At 69.8% G+C, this 17,453-nt stretch carries 14 protein-coding genes; 8 read left to right on the top strand and 6 right to left on the bottom strand.

Annotated elements, in window-relative coordinates:
• The first annotated feature begins 16 nt into the window (after nucleotides 1–16).
• Nucleotides 17–1,249, top strand: coding sequence for an MFS transporter (locus tag AB0C27_RS48435; RefSeq protein ID WP_357860399.1), 1,233 nt, complete (start codon nucleotides 17–19; stop codon nucleotides 1,247–1,249).
• Between the two features lie 72 nt (nucleotides 1,250–1,321).
• Here AB0C27_RS48435 and AB0C27_RS48430 read toward each other — a convergent pair whose 3' ends face one another.
• From AB0C27_RS48430 to AB0C27_RS48420, 3 genes are read right to left on the bottom strand one after another with little or no spacing between them, the layout of a single operon-like run.
• Entirely contained in the window at nucleotides 1,322–3,616 is a 2,295-nt protein-coding gene (locus AB0C27_RS48430) for a xanthine dehydrogenase family protein molybdopterin-binding subunit (protein WP_357860396.1), read from the bottom strand.
• On the bottom strand, nucleotides 3,613–4,578 hold the full coding sequence (locus tag AB0C27_RS48425; protein ID WP_357860393.1) for a xanthine dehydrogenase family protein subunit M: 966 nt from the start codon (nucleotides 4,576–4,578) through the stop codon (nucleotides 3,613–3,615). The genes AB0C27_RS48430 and AB0C27_RS48425 overlap by 4 nt, the downstream gene beginning before the upstream one ends.
• On the bottom strand, nucleotides 4,575–5,087 hold the full coding sequence (locus tag AB0C27_RS48420) for a 2Fe-2S iron-sulfur cluster-binding protein (protein ID WP_357860390.1): 513 nt from the start codon (nucleotides 5,085–5,087) through the stop codon (nucleotides 4,575–4,577). Before AB0C27_RS48420 ends, AB0C27_RS48425 begins: the two co-directional genes overlap by 4 nt.
• A gap of 336 nt (nucleotides 5,088–5,423) precedes the next feature.
• On the opposite strand from AB0C27_RS48420, the gene AB0C27_RS48415 reads away from it, so the two are divergent.
• The 6 genes from AB0C27_RS48415 to AB0C27_RS48390 all read left to right on the top strand — a co-directional run bounded on the left by AB0C27_RS48415 (nucleotide 5,424) and on the right by AB0C27_RS48390 (nucleotide 13,998).
• Nucleotides 5,424–5,984: a DUF4396 domain-containing protein gene (locus AB0C27_RS48415; protein WP_357860387.1), complete on the top strand. Its 561-nt coding sequence runs from the start codon at nucleotides 5,424–5,426 to the stop codon at nucleotides 5,982–5,984.
• 96 nt (nucleotides 5,985–6,080) lie between these two features.
• Nucleotides 6,081–6,689, top strand: coding sequence for a TetR/AcrR family transcriptional regulator (locus AB0C27_RS48410; RefSeq protein ID WP_357860384.1), 609 nt, complete (start codon nucleotides 6,081–6,083; stop codon nucleotides 6,687–6,689).
• Nucleotides 6,690–6,764: 75 nt separating this feature from the next.
• Nucleotides 6,765–8,195: an MFS transporter gene (locus AB0C27_RS48405; RefSeq protein WP_357860381.1), complete on the top strand. Its 1,431-nt coding sequence runs from the start codon at nucleotides 6,765–6,767 to the stop codon at nucleotides 8,193–8,195.
• A gap of 150 nt (nucleotides 8,196–8,345) precedes the next feature.
• Nucleotides 8,346–11,066 carry an AAA family ATPase gene (locus tag AB0C27_RS48400; RefSeq protein WP_357860378.1) on the top strand — a complete coding sequence of 907 codons (2,721 nt, stop codon included), beginning with the start codon at nucleotides 8,346–8,348 and terminating at the stop codon, nucleotides 11,064–11,066.
• 165 nt (nucleotides 11,067–11,231) lie between these two features.
• Nucleotides 11,232–12,785 (top strand): MFS transporter, encoded by a 1,554-nt coding sequence (locus tag AB0C27_RS48395; protein ID WP_357860375.1) that lies wholly within the window; start codon nucleotides 11,232–11,234, stop codon nucleotides 12,783–12,785.
• A gap of 28 nt (nucleotides 12,786–12,813) precedes the next feature.
• Nucleotides 12,814–13,998 (top strand): aminotransferase class I/II-fold pyridoxal phosphate-dependent enzyme, encoded by a 1,185-nt coding sequence (locus AB0C27_RS48390; RefSeq protein WP_357860372.1) that lies wholly within the window; start codon nucleotides 12,814–12,816, stop codon nucleotides 13,996–13,998.
• A gap of 16 nt (nucleotides 13,999–14,014) precedes the next feature.
• Here the strand turns inward: AB0C27_RS48390 and AB0C27_RS48385 are convergent, their stop codons facing one another.
• From AB0C27_RS48385 to AB0C27_RS48375, 3 genes are read right to left on the bottom strand one after another with little or no spacing between them, the layout of a single operon-like run.
• On the bottom strand, nucleotides 14,015–15,436 hold the full coding sequence (locus AB0C27_RS48385) for a hypothetical protein (RefSeq protein ID WP_357860369.1): 1,422 nt from the start codon (nucleotides 15,434–15,436) through the stop codon (nucleotides 14,015–14,017).
• The gene (locus AB0C27_RS48380; RefSeq protein ID WP_357860367.1) at nucleotides 15,433–16,098 is read right to left on the bottom strand and encodes a hypothetical protein; all 666 of its coding nucleotides are present in this window, start codon (nucleotides 16,096–16,098) and stop codon (nucleotides 15,433–15,435) included. The genes AB0C27_RS48385 and AB0C27_RS48380 overlap by 4 nt, the downstream gene beginning before the upstream one ends.
• A gap of 28 nt (nucleotides 16,099–16,126) precedes the next feature.
• Entirely contained in the window at nucleotides 16,127–16,540 is a 414-nt protein-coding gene (locus tag AB0C27_RS48375) for a zinc-ribbon domain-containing protein (RefSeq protein ID WP_357860364.1), read from the bottom strand.
• A gap of 145 nt (nucleotides 16,541–16,685) precedes the next feature.
• Between AB0C27_RS48375 and AB0C27_RS48370 the strand changes: the two genes are divergently transcribed.
• Nucleotides 16,686–17,453: ISL3 family transposase (locus AB0C27_RS48370; protein WP_357860693.1), on the top strand; the 768-nt coding region annotated here is incomplete at its 3' end.

Here is a 17,453-nt window from a genome sequence, read left to right as displayed (position 1 = left end):
TGGTAACGGAGCCGTCATGTTCACGCCCTATCGCCGTCTGCTCACCCACTCAGGCGTCTCCCGCCTGCTCGCCGCCGCCCTTCTCGTCAAGCTGGGCACGCCCATACTCAGCCTCGCCCTGCTGCTGGCCGCCGTCGACCGGCTCGGCTCCTACGCCACCGCAGGACTCGTCCTCACCGGCCACGCGCTGGCCCTGGCCCTGTGCGCGCCGCTCGGCGGACGCATCGCCGACCGGTACGGCCCGCGCCCAGCCCTGACCGGCTACCTGGCCGCCCACGCTCTCGCCTACACCCTGCTCCTGCTCACCCCGCCCGCCCTGATGATCGGCGCCGCGGTGCTCCTTGGTGCCACCACCCCGCCCGCCGGATCCGTCATCAGAAGCGCCTGGCCACGCCTCGTCCCCGCCGCCATCCTGCCCGCCGCCTACGCCGTCGACAACGCCGTCAACGAGCTGATGTTCATCGTCGGCCCGCTGCTCGTGCCGGTCCTGGTCTGGATCGTCCCAGCTCAGGGCGTGGTGAGTGCCGCGGGCGCCACGGTCCTGGCCGGCACCGCCCTGTTACTGGTCTCCCCGGCGGTCCGGCAGGCCCAGCCGGTTCCGCCTGGCAGACTGCGCCTGGCCGGGCCGCTCACCCACCCGTACACCCTCCTGCTGCTGACCATCACCGCCTTCGGCACGTTCACCTTCGGCTGCCTGCGCATCGCCACCGTCGCCTCGGCCACCGCCTTCGGCTCGGCCGCCTCCGCCGGCCTGCTGATGGGCCTCCTGTCGGCCGGCGCCCTCCTGGGCACCCTCGGGTACGGCGCGCGATCCTGGCCCCTCAACGGCGGACGCCTGCTCGTCCTGCTCTCACTCGCCGAAGCGGCCGTCCTGCTCGGCGGAGCTTGGGCACCCGGCTTCGTGTCGCTCGCCATACTGATGACGCTTGTCGGCCTGGTCACCGGCCCACGCGATGCCGCAGTGCCCGCCCTGCTCGCCGACCACGCCCCTGCCGGCTACCGAACGGAGGTCTTCGCCTGGCTCAACACCTTCATGTGGGCGGGCTACGGCCTGGGCACCGCCGTCGCCGGTCACCTCACCGGCCCCGATGACACCGGCGCCACCGCGTTCGGCGCCGCCGCGGCAGCGGCCGCTGCCGCCGCGATCCTGGCGGCCGTCGCCAGCAGACTCGCCCCGCCCTCGCTCACGCCCGCCGCGGCACCGACCGTCACCCCTGTCCGGGAGTCGGACCAGGGGGCGGATAGCTGAGTTTCGCCGCGCAGACAGCCTTGGCCGGCCTGGAGCAGCCGGGCCCGAGTGAGAGTGATCCTCTCCAGAGGTTTATGGGAGCAGCTTGTCCGGAGTGATGGGGAGGGCTCGGACGCGGGTGCCGGCGGCGTGGTAGACCGCGTTGGCGATGGCCGCCGCCACTCCGACAATCCCCAGTTCGCCGATGCCCTTGGCGCCGAGAGGGGTCTGGCGGTCGGGCCGGTCCACGAAGCGCACGTCGATGTCGGGCACGTCGGCATGGGTGGGGATGTGCTGTTCGGCCAGGCTGGCGTTGACGATGCGGCCGGAGCGCTCGTCGAGCAGGGTCTCCTCCATGAGGGCCATGCCGATGCCCTGGATGATGCCGCCGCGCATCTGGCCGGCGGCCTGCTTGGGGGAAACGATGCGGCCTCCGTCGAAGGCGCCGGCCCAGCGGGTGACGCGGACCTCACCGGTGTCCTCGTCGACCCATACCTCAGCGAAGTGCGCGCCGTAGGTGCTGGTGGTGCGTTTGAGGGTCTGGTACGGCGGCGCCGACTTGCCGGTCACCTCGACATGGTCGCGGCCTGCCAACTCCAGGATCTGCCGGTAGGTCATGCCGCGGCCGTCCCTGGTGAACAGTCCCTCGTCGCGCGCTTCCATCTCGCCGGGCAGGAGCCCCGCCAGCGGCGTGTCCTTGGCGAGCTTGAGGAGTTCTCGTACGAGCTGGTCGCACGCGTTCCAGATGGCCGAGGCGAGGGTGGTGGTGGCCGCCGAGGCGCCGGGGATGCGGGTCCTGGCCACGTCGGAGTCGCCCTGAAGGAAGCGGATCTTGCCCATGGGCACGCCGAGGCGCTGGGCGGCGGCCTGGGTCTGGGCGGTGGAGGTACCCGCGCCCAGCTCGTTGGTGCTGCTGTGGATGGTGAACGTGCCGTCGGCGTCCAATCGCAGCCGGACGGCGGCGATGAGCATGGCGTCGGGGTTGATCGCTGCTGCCATGCCGTGTCCCACGAGCCAGTGTCCGTCGCGGGTGGCCCGGGGGAGCGGGGCACGTTGGTGCCAGCCGAAGGTCTCCGCGCCGAGCAGGTAGGCCTCGCGCAGGTGGCGGCTGGTGAAGCGGTTGCCGGAGACCGGGTCGCGGTCGGGCTCGTTGCGCAGGCGTAGTTCGAGCGGGTCCATGCCGAGTTCCCAGGCGAGTTCGTCCATGGCCGATTCCATGGCGAACGATCCCGGGGCGACGCCGGGGCCGCGGAAGAACGCGTTCTGGATGCGGTCCACCCGGGTCACCTTCTGGTGGGCGGAGATGTTCGGGCAGGCGTACAGGTGGCGGGAGGCGGCGATGGCGGCCTCGGCGAACTCGTCGGCGGTACACGTGGCCAGCGCGTGGTGGACGATGGCCGTCAGCCGGCCCTGCTCGTCGGCGCCGAGCCGGACCCGGCTGCGCGTCGGCGCCCGGCCGCCGGTCATCAGGTACGTCTGCGTACGCGACAACGCCAGCTTGACCGGCCGCCCCGCCAGCCAGGCGGCGGCGACGGCGAGGGCCACGTGCGGCCAGGCGCACGTCTTGCCGCCGAACCCGCCCCCGATGTACGGCGCCAGCACGTGCACCCGGTCGCGGGGCAGGCCGAACTTCTTCGCGAGCATCTCCTTGACGCCGTAGGGGTATTGCGAGGTGTCGTACACGGTGAGGTCGTCGCCGTTCCACGTGGCCACGGTGGCGTGCGGTTCGAGCGCGTTGTGGTGCTCGGCCGGCGTGCTGTAGACGGCCTGCACGGTGGCCGTGGCCCGAGCCAGTCCGGCTCGCACGTTCCCAACGACCGTCCTCGACTCCTCCAGCACCGAGTGAGCCGGGGTGTAGGCGGCCTCATCCGACATCGCCAGGACGGCGGGCTCTGGCGCGTAGCGGGCCTGCACGAGCCGGGCGGCGTGTTCAGCCTGCTCCTGCGACTCGGCCACGACGACGGCGATCGGCTGGCCGTGCCAGAAGACGCGATCGGTATTCAAGATCGGCAGGCTCATCGCGGCGGCGCCGACCGGTGCCCTGAGCGTGGCGTACGCGCCCGTAGGTCTCATCGGCGGCGCGTTCTCGTGCGTCATCACCAGCAGCACGCCGGGCGCCGCGAGCGCCCGGGAGGTGTCGATGGCGGTGACGCGGCCCTTGGCGATCGTGCTGGGCACCGCGACGGCGTAAGCCAGCCCGGCGGGGACGTGGTCGGCGGTGTAGGCAATTCCGCCGGACACTTTCGCGGGCCCGTCGAGCCGGTTCACGTCACGGCCGATCTCGCCGGGCCGGGTGGACAGGGGGTCGTGGCGGCCGTCGGGCAGCAGCCGGGCCACCTTGCCGAGGACTTTGGTGCCGAGGCCGAAGGCGCGTGAGGTGAACGTCATGCCAGCTCCACCAGGGTACGGCGGATCAGCCGCGCGGCCATCTCGATCTTGAACGCGTTGTGGCGCAGGGGTCGCGCTTCCGCGACCGCCTCCCTCGCCGCTTCCTCGAAGATCCGCTCGTCCGGCGGCGCACCCGTCAGCAGGTCCTCGGCCGCGTACGCGCGCCACGGCTTGAGCGCCACCCCGCCGAGCGCGATACGGGCGGTGGCGATCCGGCCGCCCTCGATGCGGAGGAGCACGGCGGCGCTCACCAGTGCGAAGGCGTAGCTGACCCGGTCACGTACCTTCACGTAGGCGCCCCGGGCCGGCGGCCACGGCGGCAGGTCCACGCTCGTGACCAGTTCACCACCCCTCAGCACGGTCTCGATCTCCGGTGTCGCGCCGGGCAGATGGTGAAAGTCCATGACCGGTACGCTCCGGTCGCCCTCGGGGCCGGTGAGATTGACGGTCGCGCCGAGCGCGGCCAGTGCCACGCACATGTCGGACGGGTGGACGGCTACGCAGCTCTCGCTCGCCCCGAGGATGGCGTGACCTCGGTTGAGCCCGTCCAGCGCGTCGCATCCCGTGCCCGGGGAGCGCTTGTTGCAGGCCGCGCCGAGGTCGTAGAAGTAGCGGCAACGGGTGCGCTGCAGCAGGTTGCCGCCCACCGTGGCGCGGTTGCGCAGCTGGGGGGAAGCCCCGTTCAGCAGGGCTCGCGCGAGCACCGGGTAGCGTCGGCGGATCCGGTCGTCGGCGGCGATGTGCGCGTTGCGGGCCAGTGCCCCGAGGCGCAGCCCGCCGTCCGGCAGGTCCTCGATGGCCGACAACGATAGCCGGGAGATGTCGATGACCCGCTCGGGCCGCTCCACCTCCTCCCGCATCAGATCGAACAGGTTCGTCCCTCCGGCCAGATACCTCACCGGACCCGCGAGCCCGATCGCCTCGGACACCGACGCGACCCTGACATAGGCGAACTCCCTCATGCCCCGGCCACCTCCCGGACGGCGGCCACGATGCCGTTGTAGGCGCCGCACCGGCACAGGTTGCCCGCCATGCGCTCCCTGATCTCGGCGCGGGTGAGCGGCGCCGGCCGGGTGAGGTCCTCGGTCACGGCGCTCGGCCGGCCGTCGCGGTGCTCGGCCAGCATGCCGATGATCGAGCAGATCTGCCCGGAAGTGCAGTAGCCGCACTGGAACCCGTCGTGCGTGCGGAACGCCTGCTGCACCTGGCTGCCCAGCTCGTGGTCGGCCAGGGCCTCGATGGTGACGATCTCCGTGCCGTCGCACTGCACGGCCGGCGTCAGGCAGGAGTTGACCCGGTCGCCGTCAAGCAGGACCGTGCACGCGCCGCAGGCGCCCTGGTCGCAGCCCTTCTTCGTGCCGGTCAGACCCAGGTGCTCGCGCAGGCAGTCGAGCAGCGAGGTGCGGGGATCCAGGGACAGATCGTGAACTCGTCCGTTCACGTCCAGATGGATGGGTATGTGGCTGTTCATCAACGCCTCCGACAATCTCGTACATACATGTACGACTTATTGCACGATACCCTATAGAGGTATGCGGGACGCTGCCGTCCGGCGAAGGTTCGGGCCGCCTGGGCGCGGGTTCGTCCGCCTCAACTTCGCCACGGCACCAGGCCGGCTCGTCGAGGCCGTTCTCCGCATGACCACCGCGGGTCAAAGAGGGGGCCAGCAGCACGGCTGAGCGTCTGTCACATGTCCTATGCCGCATAGGAGACGAGGGTGACGGAAGCTCGTCTGACATTGCCACCATACGGGCGGGGGGTTTAGGTTGGCCGGGTCAAATGTGACTGATCAAACTAGAAGGTGCCAATGTCTGAATCGATGCACCATGGTGGGCATGAGATGCACGACCACGGCTCTCACGCTCCCGCTACCGACCCGCATAGTAGTCACGCGCAGCAATCCGAGGAGCACGGCCACCACGGGCCGATGAAGGCGACATGGGGAGTGGCCGCCTCGGCGACCTTGCACTGCCTTACGGGCTGTGCCATCGGCGAGGTGCTCGGCATGGTCATCGCCACCGCGCTCGGCTGGCACAACGTGCCGAGCATCATCCTGGCGGTCGTCCTGGCGTTCATCTTCGGCTACGCGCTCACCCTGCGCGGCCTGTTCCGTGCAGGTCTGAACTGGCGTACGGCGCTGCGTCTCGCCCTGGCCGCAGACACCCTGTCGATCCTTGTCATGGAGATCGTCGACAACGGCGTCATGCTGATCATCCCTGGTGCCATGGACTCCGGTCTGGCCTCGTTGCTGTTCTGGGGTGCACTGGCCTTCTCGCTGCTGGTCGCCTTTCTCGTCACCACTCCGATCAACAAGTGGATCATCGGGCGAGGCAAGGGGCATGCGGTGATTCACGCCTACCATCACTGAGCAGCGCCGCTAAGGCCGGCGATCTCTGGCGCTGAGGAACCTCGCAGGTCAGGGCATGCTGCCGGCCGCGGCGGGTGGGCGTCGTAGGGTGATCGCATGGTGAAAGCCGCCTCACAACAGTCCGCGCCCGTCCGGCGGGCCGACGCCGAGCGCAACATCGCGGCCATCCTCGCAGCGGGTGCGCGCCTGCTGAGCTCCGACCCGGCCGCCAGCGTCGCCGCCATCGCCAAGGCCGCCGGGGTGGGACGGGTGACCTTGTACGGGCACTTTCCGTCGCGCGAGGCGCTGGTGGAGGCGGTGCTGAACCACGTGGTCGATGCTGCGGACGCGGTGCTGGAGGACCCGGCGCTGGAGACCGCGCCGACTCCGGAGGCCATGGCGGCCCTGCTGCGGTCGTCGTGGGAGATCCTCGACCGGCACCGCCGGCTTTTCGTGGCCGCCGACCGGATGATGGCCACCGAGCGGATCAGGCAGCATCACGACCGGCCTCTGCGCCGGGTGGAACGGCTCATCGAGCGCGGGCAACGGGACGGCGACTTCCGCACCGACCTGCCGCTTCCCTGGCTGGTGACGACGTTCTTCTCGCTCATTCACAGCGCCGCTCAGGAGCGCGAGGCGGGCCGGCTGGCGCCCGAGGACGTGGAGCGCGTACTGATCGCCAGCATGGTGTCGCTTCTGACGGACGGGGTGTCCGCTTCCTCCTGAACATCTCTTATGCCCTACCCGGGTATCCCTGTGCGTGCTAACTTGAACATCGCTGTTCGAGTTAAGGAGTTCCGGATGGTTGACGACACGTCCCCCCACGCGCCTGCGCGTACCGGCGGGTGGACTGTGCTGGTGCTGCTCTGCCTGGCCCAGTTCATGCTGATCGTGGACATCACCGTGGTGCAGATCGCGCTGCCCGCGATCGGCACGGACCTGGCACTCGGCCGCGAGGCGCTGACCTGGGTGGTGACCACGTACACGCTGTGCTTCGGCGGTCTGATGGTGCTCGGCGGGCGGCTGGCCGACGCGCTCGGCGCGCGGCGAACGCTGCTCGCCGGGTTGGGGCTGTTCACGGCGGCCTCGCTGCTGTGCGGGCTGGCCGCCACCGGCCCGACGCTGCTGGCCGGGCGGGCGCTGCAAGGGGTGGGGGCCGCGCTGCTCAGCCCCGCCGCGCTGGCCGTGATCACTACCACGTTCCATGGCCCACGGCGCGGGCGGGCGCTCGGCGTGTGGGCCGCCATCGGCGGCACGGGAGCGGCCCTGGGGGTACTGCTGGGCGGGCTCCTGACCGCCGGTCCGGGCTGGACCTGGGTGTTCTTCGTGAACGTACCGATCGGGTTGCTCGTGCTCGCCGCCATCCCCGCCGTCGTGCCGGCCGCGCCGGGACGGGCGGAGCCGGTCGACGTGCCCGGGGCACTGATCGTCACGGCGGCGACGGCCCTGCTGATCTACGGGCTCGTCACCGCGGGCGACGCCGGCTGGGGCGCGGCCGGCATGGTGCTGCCGCTGGCCGGTGCGGGGCTGCTCTACGTGCTGTTCGTGCTGGTGGAGCGGTCGGTACGGGCCCCGCTCATGCGTGCCGTCACCCTGGCCCGACGGCCGGTGATCTCCGGGACGTTCGTCATGCTCGTCGCCACGGGGCTCATGCTGGGCCTGTTCTTCCTCAGCTCGCTCTACCTGCAGCGGGTGATGGGGTTCGGGCCGCTGCGGACCGGGCTGCTGTTCCTGCCGGTGGCGATCGCGATCACGATCGGCACCCAGGCCGGCGGGCACCTGATCGGCCGGCTCGGCGGGCGGCCGGTGGCGGTGGCCTCGTTCGTGCTCACCGCTGCGGGCGCGGCGCTGATGACCCGTATCTCGCCGGACGCCGATCCGTACGTCACGCTGCTGCCCGGCTTCGCGCTGGCGGCGCTCGGCATCGGGCCGGCGTTCGTGACGGCCACCACGACGACCATGGCCAACATCCCGCCCGGCGAGAACGGCGTCGCCTCCGGCGTCATCAACACCTTTCACGAGCTCGGCGGCTCGATCGGCGTGGCGGTGGTCTCGACTGTGGCCGCGGCGAGCCTGGCGCCCAGCGGTGCGGCCGACGTCGGCGGGTTCGTCTCCGGGCTGACGCTGTGCACGGTGGTCGCCGGAGTGGCGGCGGTCGTGTCGCTCGGCCTCGTCCCGCCGGGTCGGCCCCCGGCGGCCTTCGTCGGACACGGGCACGGTCACGGACACTGAGGTGTCGTCGAGAGCCCGGCTCGGCCGCCGCACATCGACAAAGCATTCGACAGGGGTCAGCGGGCCGGAGCACTGCGGCGGGCGCATCGGCGAAGTCGCCGGTCTCGGGGTCGCTTTGTCACAAGTGCCAGGGGTTTCTATGCTCGGCGTGTGCTGGGGAGAGACGACGAGGCGGATCTGATCGAGTCGTTGCTGCGGCACGCCGCCGAGGGCCGCGGCGGCGGGGTGATCGTGCTGGGGGAGCCGGGAATCGGCAAGACCACCCTGCTGTCCCACGCGGAGGAGCGGGCGGCCGGTTTCCTGGTACTGCACGCCGTTGGTGCCGCGCCGGAGTCCGATCTCGCCTATGCGACCCTGCACCAGCTGTTGTTCCCCGTGCTCGGCTCCGTGGACGAGCTGCCGGGTCCCCAGGCGCGAGCCCTGAACATCCTGTTCGGACGCGCGCATGGAGCACCACCTGATCCGTTCCTGGTGGCGTTGTCCACTCTGTCGTTGTTGTCCCTGCTGGCCGGCACCCGCCCCGTGTTGTGCGTCGTGGACGACGCGCACTGGGCGGATCAGCCGACGCTGAAGACGCTGGCGTTCGTCGCCCGCCGTCTGCACAACGAGCCCGTCGCGCTGGCGCTGGCCGCGCGGGCCGATGAGGGGCACGGCGCCGATCTGCCCGACGCGCGCCGCGTCCCGCTCATGGGCCTCGACCGAGAGGCGGCCAAGGCGCTGCTCGCCGAGTGCCTGGGCGAGCAGCGCCTGACCGATAGCGAGCAGAACCACCTCCTGACCGCCACGAGCGGAAACCCCCTGGCCCTGATCGAACTTGCCGCAAGGCCACAACCCCAGGAGGGCACGCAGGAGCCGCTCGCCATGACCGACGAACTGCAACGCTCGTTCCTGGCCAGGATCCGGACGCGGCATGCCGAGTCGCTGCCACTGCTGCAGCTCATCGCCACCCATGGCACGGGCGGCGTCGACATTCTCGAGAAGGCGGCTGCGACCCTGCAGGTCGACACCGGCCCGCTGCGCCGGGTCGAGCTTGACGAGCTTCTGGCCTACGACGGGACGCGGCTGGTGTTCCGGCATCCGCTGATCCGGTCCGCGATCTATCACAGCGCCACGGCTAATCGGCGGGCCGCGATCCATCGAGCGCTTGCCGCGGCCTTCGACAGCCCGGCCGACCAGCATCGCCGTGCCTGGCATCTCGGCCAGGCCGCAGTGGGACCCGACGAGCAGGCAGCCGAAGAGCTGGAGCGCTCGGCCGAACAGGCGGCCCTGCGCGGTGGCCCCGCCGCGGCCATGGCCGCGTTGGCGAGGGCGGCTGAGCTCACGGCGGACGGCCCGCGCAGGGGACGGCGGCTGTGGTCCGCGGCGCACGCAGCCGCCCTGGGCGGGTTCACCGAGAAGGCGGCGGGACTGCTCGACCGAGCGGAGCGCGAACCTCAGCTCGGCGAGGAGGATCGGATACCGCTGGTGGTGATGCGCGCCATCGTGGCCGAGTTCGCCGGCTCGCCCGAGGACGCGATGGACCTCATCAGGCCCTGGATCCCGCGCGTACTGCGCCTTGATCGGCGCCGCTTCACGCCCACCATCGCGATGTACGGCGACCTGGGAACCCGTGCCAACCGGCCGCAGGCCTGGTCCGAGCTCGCGGGCTGGCTGGAGGACGTCGCGCTGGAACCGGACGATCCGGAGGACGCGGTGCTGCTGCTCTTGCGCCGTGCCTGTCAGGCCCGTTCCGGCGGTGATGTGGCACCTGCCACGGCGGACGAGGAGGCCGCGATCGAGTCGCTCACCGATCCGATCTTGATGACTCTGGCCGGGGCCCTGACTCGCGGGCTCGGCGAGTACGAGCTGAGCAGGCGCCTGTACCGCGATGCCGGGCGGCTGGCGCGTACGAACGGATCGCTGGGTGCGCTCGCCTGGAATCTCGAGTACAAGGCAGCCGATGAGATCGCGCGGGGCAGGTTCGGGCTCGCCGAGGCGTACGCGGAGGAGGGGTACCAGTTCGCCGTGGAGGTGGGCCAGCCGAGTACAGCCTGCCGTAATCGAGGGCTGCTGGCCTGGTGCGCGGCCGTTCAGGGCCGTTCCGACGCCGCCCAGTTGGCCGCCGACGTCCTGGTTGAAGCGAGTAGCCGCAGGCTGGCCGACGCGCGGTCCTATGCCCTGCGCGCACTTGGCCTCATCGAGCTGGGCGCAGGCAGATACCGCGAGGCCGCTCGGCACTTCGAGGCGGTCGGTGACTGGGACACCGACACGCCCGCCGACCTGATCGCGGCAACTGTCCCCGACCTCGTCGAAGCGCTGGTCCGCGCTGGCGAGCACGAGCGAGCGGCAGCGGCCACAGCCCGCTACGTCCGGTGGGCCGAGCAGGCGATCTCGCCGGAGCCGGCCGCGCTCGCGGCCCGTTGCCGGGCGCTGATCAGCAGTGGCGGCACCGCCGACAATCACTACGTGGAGAGCCTTAGACTGCACGCCGGCTTTGACGCCCCGCTGGAGCAAGCCAGGACCGAGCTCCTTGCCGGCGAGTGGTCGCGGCGTGCCCGGCGACGTTCACAGGCGCAGCATTACTTGCGAGGCGCGTTGGAGACCTTCCGCCGCATCGGCGCGCTCGCCTGGGCCGATCGTGCGTTGAGCGAACTTCGCGCGGCAGGGGAGTCGGTACGGCCCTCCGAAGCAGGAGCCTTGAGCACGCTCACCGCACAGGAGCTACGCATCGCGCTGGCCGTCGGTGAGGGGCTGACCAACCGGGAGATCGCCGCCCAGCTATTCCTCAGCCCCCGGACGGTGGACTACCACCTGCGCAAGGTCTTCCAGAAGACCGCCGTCACCTCGCGAGCCGAGCTCATGAGGCTGGTCCTTGCCGAGCGCCCAGCCTGACACCGGCCAAGACTGGCGACTTCACTGATTCGGCGACGGCCTGAGCGTTCCTACTGTTGGCGACGTCATGCCGTCATGGACGCGAACGTTCGCTTCCGAGGGACATGACCGAACGCACACTGTGCCGGATCTTCCACTGTCCGAATCCGCCGAAGGAGGACGCTCATGTCGTCCGCTCAGACAACCCCGGGGGCGCACACCGGCGCCAGAGCCTGGCTCGGGCTGGCCGTGCTGGTCCTGCCCGCCATGCTGCTGTTCATGATGCTGACCGTCTTGTTCCTGGCCATCCCGCAGCTGGCCGCGGACCTGAAGCCGAGCAGCACCCAGACGTTGTGGATCATCGATATCTACGGCTTCCTGATGGCCGGTCTCCTGGTCACCATGGGCACCCTGGGCGACCGCATCGGTCACCGTCGGCTGCTGATCGCGGGCGCGGCCGTCTTCGCCGTCGTGTCGGTGATCGCGGCCAACACCTCCGACCCCGCCATGATGATCATCTGGAGGGCGCTGCTGGGCATCGCCGCGGCCACCCAGATGCCCGCCACCCTGGGACTCATCTTCTCCACGTTCGCCGACCCCCGGCAACGTGGCATCGCCGTCGGCATCTGGTCGGGCGGGATCTCCGTCGGCACCGGTCTCGGCCCGGTGATCGGCGGGGCGCTGCTGGAGGCGTTCTCCTGGCGCGCGGCCTTCCTCATCGCGGTGCCCATCATGGCGATCGTCGTGATCGGCGCGCCGCTGCTGCTGCCCAACCCCCGTAACCCGGCCGCCGGCCGCCTGGACCTGTTCAGCGTGCTGCTGTCGCTGGCGACCCTGCTGCCGATCGTCTACGGCGTCAAGGAGCTGGCCAAGCCGGACTCGCTCCTGCCCGCGCTCGCCGGCATCGCGGCCGGGCTGGCCTTCGGGGCGTGGTTCGTGCTGCGGCAGCTGCGCCTGCCCGAGCCGCTGCTGGACGTGCGGCTGTTCGCCAACCGTACGGCCGGCGGCGCGCTGGGCGTCTTCCTGCTGGCGGCCACCGCACTCGGTGGCATCTATCTGCTGTTCACTCAGTACCTGCAGCTCGTCGAAGGGCTCTCCCCGCTGACGGCCGGGCTGTGGGTGCTGCCCGCCGCCGCCCTGCTGGTGGTCGTCTCCACCCTCTCACCCGTCCTGGTACGGCGTGTCCGCCCCGGATACCTCATCGCCGCCGGGCTTGCCGTGCAGGTGATCGGCTACCTGATGCTCACCCAGGTCAACGCCGCCGGCGGGCTCCCGCTGCTGGTCGCGGGCTTCATCGTGCTGTATCCCGCCGTCGCGCCGTCCATGGCCCTGACCACGAACCTGGTCGTCGGCTCGGTGCCGCCGCAAAAGGCGGGGGCGGCGTCCGGGCTGGCCACCACATGCAGCGACCTGGGCATCTCACTCGGCATCGCGATCATCGGCAGCATCGGCGCCGCTGTCTACCGCGCCCAGACCGCCACCACGCTTCCGACCGGCCTGCCGCCCGAGGCCGCCGCGGCCGGCCGCGAGAGCCTGGACGGTGCGGTCGCGGCCGCGCAGAGTCTGCCGGCCGACCTCGGCACGGCGCTGCTCACTCCGGCCCGCGAGGCTTTCACCAGCGGGCTCAACACCGCCGCCGTCATCGCCGCGGCCATCGCCGCCGGCGCGGCGATCCTGGCGATCACCAAACTCCGCCACATCCCCGCGACCGGCCCCGCCGCCGAGGCCGAGCAGTCCTGACGCACCCAGCCGCGAAAGAAGACCACCATTGACCACGGACCCGAACACCCTCCTCACCGCCTACAGTACCGAGGAGCTCCGCGATCGGCGCAGCGTCAAGTGGCGGGAGTTTCCCGCGGACGTCCTGCCCCTGCGCATCGCGGAAATGGACACCCCGCTCGCCGAACCCGTCGCCGCGGCCCTGACCGCCGCCATCGGCCGCGGCGACACCGGTTACGCGCTCGCCGGCCGGCTCCCTGACGCGTTTGCCGGTTTCGCCGTCCGGCACTACGGCTGGCACCCCGATCCCGCCGCCGCGCGCCTGGTCCCAGACGTCATGTCGGGCATCGTGGAGATCCTCCAGATCATCTCCGAGCCCGGCGACGGCGTCGTCGTCAACACCCCCGGATACCCGCCCTTCTTCTACTGGATCGAGCGCATCGGCCGCCAGGTGGTCCCCAGCCCGCTGGCCGCCGGGCCGCAGGGGCCCCGCCTCGACCTGGAGGTCCTGGAACGCGACTTCGCCGACGGCGCGCGGGCGTACCTCATCTGCAACCCGCACAACCCCACCGGCTTGGTCTTCAGCCGCGAGGAGCTGACACAGGTGGCCGCACTGGCCGATCGCTACGACGTACGGGTCGTCGCGGACGAGATCCTGGCTCCGCTCACCTACCCCGGCCTGCGGCATGTTCCGTTCCCGTCCCTGGACAGCCCGGCCGCGGCCCGCTCCGTCGCCCTCGTCTCGGCCTCCAAGGCATGGAACATCGCCGGGCTCAAGGCGGCGCTCGCTGTGCCCGGGCCGGACGCCCGCGCGGATGTCGCGGCGATCCACGAGGAGGTCAGTGAGGGTGCCGGCCTGTTCGGCGTACTCGCCTCGGAGGCGGCCTTCGCCCACGGCGTCCACTGGCTCCAGGAACTCATCGCCGATCTGGACGAGAACCGCCGGGGCCTGGCCGCCCAGCTCGCCGGCCGCCTGCCCGGCATCGGCTATCACCTGCCGCAGGCGGGATACGTGGCCTGGCTCGACTGCCGCGCGCTCGGCTGGGACGACGACCCCGCTGAGGTGTTCCTGCGTCACGGCAGGGTCGGGCTGTCCTCCGGTACGAGGTTCGGGCCGCCCGGGCACGGGTTCGTCCGTCTCAACTTCGCCACCGCGCCGGACCGGCTCGCCGAGGCCGTTCACCGCATGGACATCGCCCGCGACCGGGCGGGTGATCCGTCCCTGTCCACGTGACCTCTGACCTCTGACCTCAGAGATCGAGGTCGAGGCTGAGCTGCTCAGCGTCTGGAACCGTGGGAGCCGTGGTCAGGTCTCTGATGGCCGCGAGGGTCGCTTCGTGGTCGATGTCCTTCAAGAGCAGGAAGGCGGAACCGATCAGCTCGTCGAGTGGGAATGTGGCGCTGGTGTGTCCCTGAGCGGTCAGGGTGGTGAAGTCGCAGACGATGCGTCTCCCGCCGCTCAGTACCACTGTGGCCCGGTGAATCAGAACGTCGGGACTCTCGGCGAGATCGATGAGCCGGTCATCGTTGATCACGTTCTCCATGCCGCGTGAAGCGTAGGTGATGATGCGATCGCCGGAGGTCAGCTCCAAATGCCCGATGGTCACCGACCGGCTCAGGCTTCGAGCGCGCAGTCGTGATACGGGTATGCCGTCCCGCTGCTCCGGCCGAGGCAACTGGTCGACACTGTTGGGCGCGATGTACAGGCTCCAGTCCTCGCCTCTGAGCGTCAGACAGCCGCGGGCTATCAGCCAGCGGGGAACCTGCTGGACGTCGACTTCGTCCACTCGCTGAGGTTCGTGGAACAAACGCATCGCCTTGCCGGTGAGCCGGTCGGCGTTCGAGGCGACCAGACGTTGCAGGTTGACCGACGGATCCGCCAGAGACAGCCGCGACAGCTGGTCCAGGGTCAGCGCCCGCCCGATCCGGCGCCAGAAGTGCGCGTCATCAGTGGTCAGGTTCTCGACCAGGAACGCGATGTCGTTGTCGGTCAGCCGTCCCGATAGGTCTCGTCGTCCAGGGAAATCGGCCGGGGGAGCACCATGACCTTCCCATACCGACTGGAGGACCCGGGTCATGCGCCCGGCCTGCTCGTCGGCGAGCAGCTTGGCGAAGAGCGCGGTTGCATTCCGGGTGGGAAGGACGGCGCCTCGTTCGGCTGCGAGGAAGCCGTCGTTCAACACGGTCGTCGCGTTGGTGGCCTCGTCATGGCCCAGGAGGCCACGCCCGCCGCGTAGGACCGCCTGGGACAGCAGGGCCACGGCCAGCCGTTCTCGTCCTTGGACGAGTTCCTGCACGCCGACAGGATCTGTGACGAGCGTGTCGCTACCTCGTGCGGCCTGTTGCAGCCCGTTTTCGGGGTCGGCTGAGGTGGTGGACTGAAGAGTGACGATGATGGGATGGCTCTGTCCGACGATCTTGACATCCTCTTCGAGCCATTTCGGGTGCTGATTCGCCCGAAGGAAAACGAAGCGTTTCCGGTCCTCCCGTGGCCACTCCACGATCATGTCGGGGGCGATGCTGTTGTTGAAGTACTCGGTGTGCTTGATGCGAAGACCGCGTTCGATGCCTTCCAACTGCCGGCTCACCGCGAGTTTGATGCCGTCCACGCGAGCGCTGGGCTCGGGCTCGTGCAACGCCTGGTCGATCGCCGCGACGAAGGATTCGGTCATAGCGCTGCCCGTTCTTCGGCCAGCATGAGGCTGACAACGTCGCGGTAGTGATTGTCGGCGATGACCAGGTTCTCCTGCTTGTCGCACAAGGTGATCAGCCAGAGCCGCTGCGCCACCCCCGTCAGGGTCCCGGCATCGAGCCGGAGCTCGGCAACGTGCGGATCTTCGGTGTCGAAGATGCGCTTGCTCTCCTTGAGCACGGCATTCTTCACGCTGTCCACGGTGGGATGTTGGTCCCAATGCCTGGCTTGGAAGGGAGCCCAGGAAATCCACATGAAGTGGTCACATCGTTTGGGCCGCGATGATAGAGCCACATAGCATTTGGCCAGGAATGACTGAAAGTGGCTCGAAAGGTCATACTCGGCCCGATAGCCTTTGACCTCTGCGACAAACATCTTGCCGCCATGCTCGGTGCCGCGGAATCGGCCACCGAGGTCGAAAGAGAACGGTTTGTCCCAATGGGGCCACGAAAACTCAAGCATCTCCTTGAGTCCTTCGTCCTCGACGGTCCATGATTGGGCCACGCGGGTAGAGGAATCAAGCCAGCGCTTGGCCCGTCTGAGCTTCTGTATCCCCCGCAGCTGTGAATCTTCGCCCGCCACAAGCCAGTAGCGTAGATCGGCTTGGCTGATCTGATAAGGACGTCCAGCGATCACATTCATGTAACTGCGCTGCGGGACCTGGCGGAGGTCACCCGCCGAGAGAATGACCGCAGTAACCGCAGAACCTATGACCAGCCTCGGCCTGCATGCCGCAAGCAGTGCAGAACCTCATCACCGGCTCACCGTACTGCTGACGCGCGTGAGCGTTGTTCTTCGCCGAGTCCGGCGTGAAGGAGAGGGCGGGAAGGCGCTGGACGGTGCGGGTGCGGTCGGCCACCTCATCGAGGAGAGGTTGCGCCGCCGCCAGTGACACGGAAGGGGCCGAGGCCAGCGCACGGCGTCGCCACAGCAGCAGGAGCCCGCCCAGCGTCGCAGCCAGGAGCACACCCGCGGCGAGCAGAGGCAGGGTCGGGGTGCTCGGCGTCGGTTCGGTCGTGGCCACGCCTCTGTCCTCGGCGCTGCCCCTCTTGGCCAGCGACGTTTTGAGGTGCTCGGCCGCCATGACGTGTCCCGGGGACAGCTCGAGTACCCGCTGGAATCCCGTTACTGCCTGTCCGTAGTACGGCTCTGGCCCGTAATCGGTGGTGGCGCTGGGTCACCACCTGCCAGGCTGGGTCGTGCTGAAGATCGACGATCTTGCGGGTGTGGTGTTTTCGGGGCTGTCTGCCCTGGTCATCGAGGATGTGAAGGACGAAAGCGGCCAGATTCGGGTCATGGCCCGTACTCGGAGCGCGCCGGTACCGTGCCCGGCGTGCGGGGCACTGACCGGTCGGGTGCACGGCTATTGCAGCCGGACGGTGACCGATGTCCCGGTCGACGGGCGATGGGTGGTGGTGTCGATCCAGGTACGGCGCCTGCTCTGCCCGGCGCGGGGATGTGCTCGGCAGACGTTTCGTGAGCAGGTGCCCGGACTGCTCGAGCGCTACCAGCGTCGAACCAGCAGACTCACCGGACAGTTGGGCGCAATGGTCAAGGAACTGGCCGGCCGGGCGGGTGCCCGGCTCTCGGCGTTCCTGTCCGTCAAGGTCTCAAGGTCCACGGCGCTGCGGTTGCTGATGCGGCTGCCGCTGCCACCGCTGCGAGTCCCGCGCGTGCTGGGTGTCGATGATTTCGCGCTCAAGCGCCGGCACCGGTATGCCACCGTCCTGATCGACGCTGAGACCGGCGAGCGGATCGACGTGCTGCCCGGCCGCGGCGCTGATGCCCTGGAGACATGGCTGCAATCCCATCCCGGAGTTGAGATCGTCTGCCGTGACGGATCGGGCGCCTATGGCGAGGCGATTCGACGTGCTCTGCCGGATGCGGTGCAGGTCGGGGATCGGTGGCAGTGCGCCATGAGGCGCCTGGTCGTATCCCCGGCTCAGCCGGGAGGAATTGGAAGGAGGTTCCTGGGTCCGATGACTTACCTGGATCCG

The organism is Nonomuraea sp. NPDC048882, assembly GCF_040649755.1.
Classification (GTDB): domain Bacteria; phylum Actinomycetota; class Actinomycetes; order Streptosporangiales; family Streptosporangiaceae; genus Nonomuraea; species Nonomuraea maheshkhaliensis.
The sequence above is the reverse complement of the archived record's forward strand: the minus strand, read 5'-3'. Positions and strand labels throughout refer to the sequence as shown.

Excerpts from the sequence above, each read along its gene's own strand:
- AB0C27_RS48435 (WP_357860399.1), top strand. The coding sequence starts at position 17 with ATGTTCACGCCCTATCGCCGTCTGCTCACCCACTCAGGCGTCTCCCGC.
- AB0C27_RS48405 (WP_357860381.1), top strand. The coding sequence starts at position 6,765 with ATGGTTGACGACACGTCCCCCCACGCGCCTGCGCGTACCGGCGGGTGG.
- AB0C27_RS48380 (WP_357860367.1), bottom strand. The coding sequence starts at position 16,098 with ATGAATGTGATCGCTGGACGTCCTTATCAGATCAGCCAAGCCGATCTA.
- AB0C27_RS48385 (WP_357860369.1), bottom strand. The coding sequence starts at position 15,436 with ATGACCGAATCCTTCGTCGCGGCGATCGACCAGGCGTTGCACGAGCCC.
- AB0C27_RS48375 (WP_357860364.1), bottom strand. The coding sequence starts at position 16,540 with ATGGCGGCCGAGCACCTCAAAACGTCGCTGGCCAAGAGGGGCAGCGCC.
- AB0C27_RS48430 (WP_357860396.1), bottom strand. The coding sequence starts at position 3,616 with ATGACGTTCACCTCACGCGCCTTCGGCCTCGGCACCAAAGTCCTCGGC.
- AB0C27_RS48415 (WP_357860387.1), top strand. The coding sequence starts at position 5,424 with ATGTCTGAATCGATGCACCATGGTGGGCATGAGATGCACGACCACGGC.
- AB0C27_RS48425 (WP_357860393.1), bottom strand. The coding sequence starts at position 4,578 with ATGAGGGAGTTCGCCTATGTCAGGGTCGCGTCGGTGTCCGAGGCGATC.
- AB0C27_RS48420 (WP_357860390.1), bottom strand. The coding sequence starts at position 5,087 with ATGAACAGCCACATACCCATCCATCTGGACGTGAACGGACGAGTTCAC.
- AB0C27_RS48410 (WP_357860384.1), top strand. The coding sequence starts at position 6,081 with ATGGTGAAAGCCGCCTCACAACAGTCCGCGCCCGTCCGGCGGGCCGAC.
- AB0C27_RS48395 (WP_357860375.1), top strand. The coding sequence starts at position 11,232 with ATGTCGTCCGCTCAGACAACCCCGGGGGCGCACACCGGCGCCAGAGCC.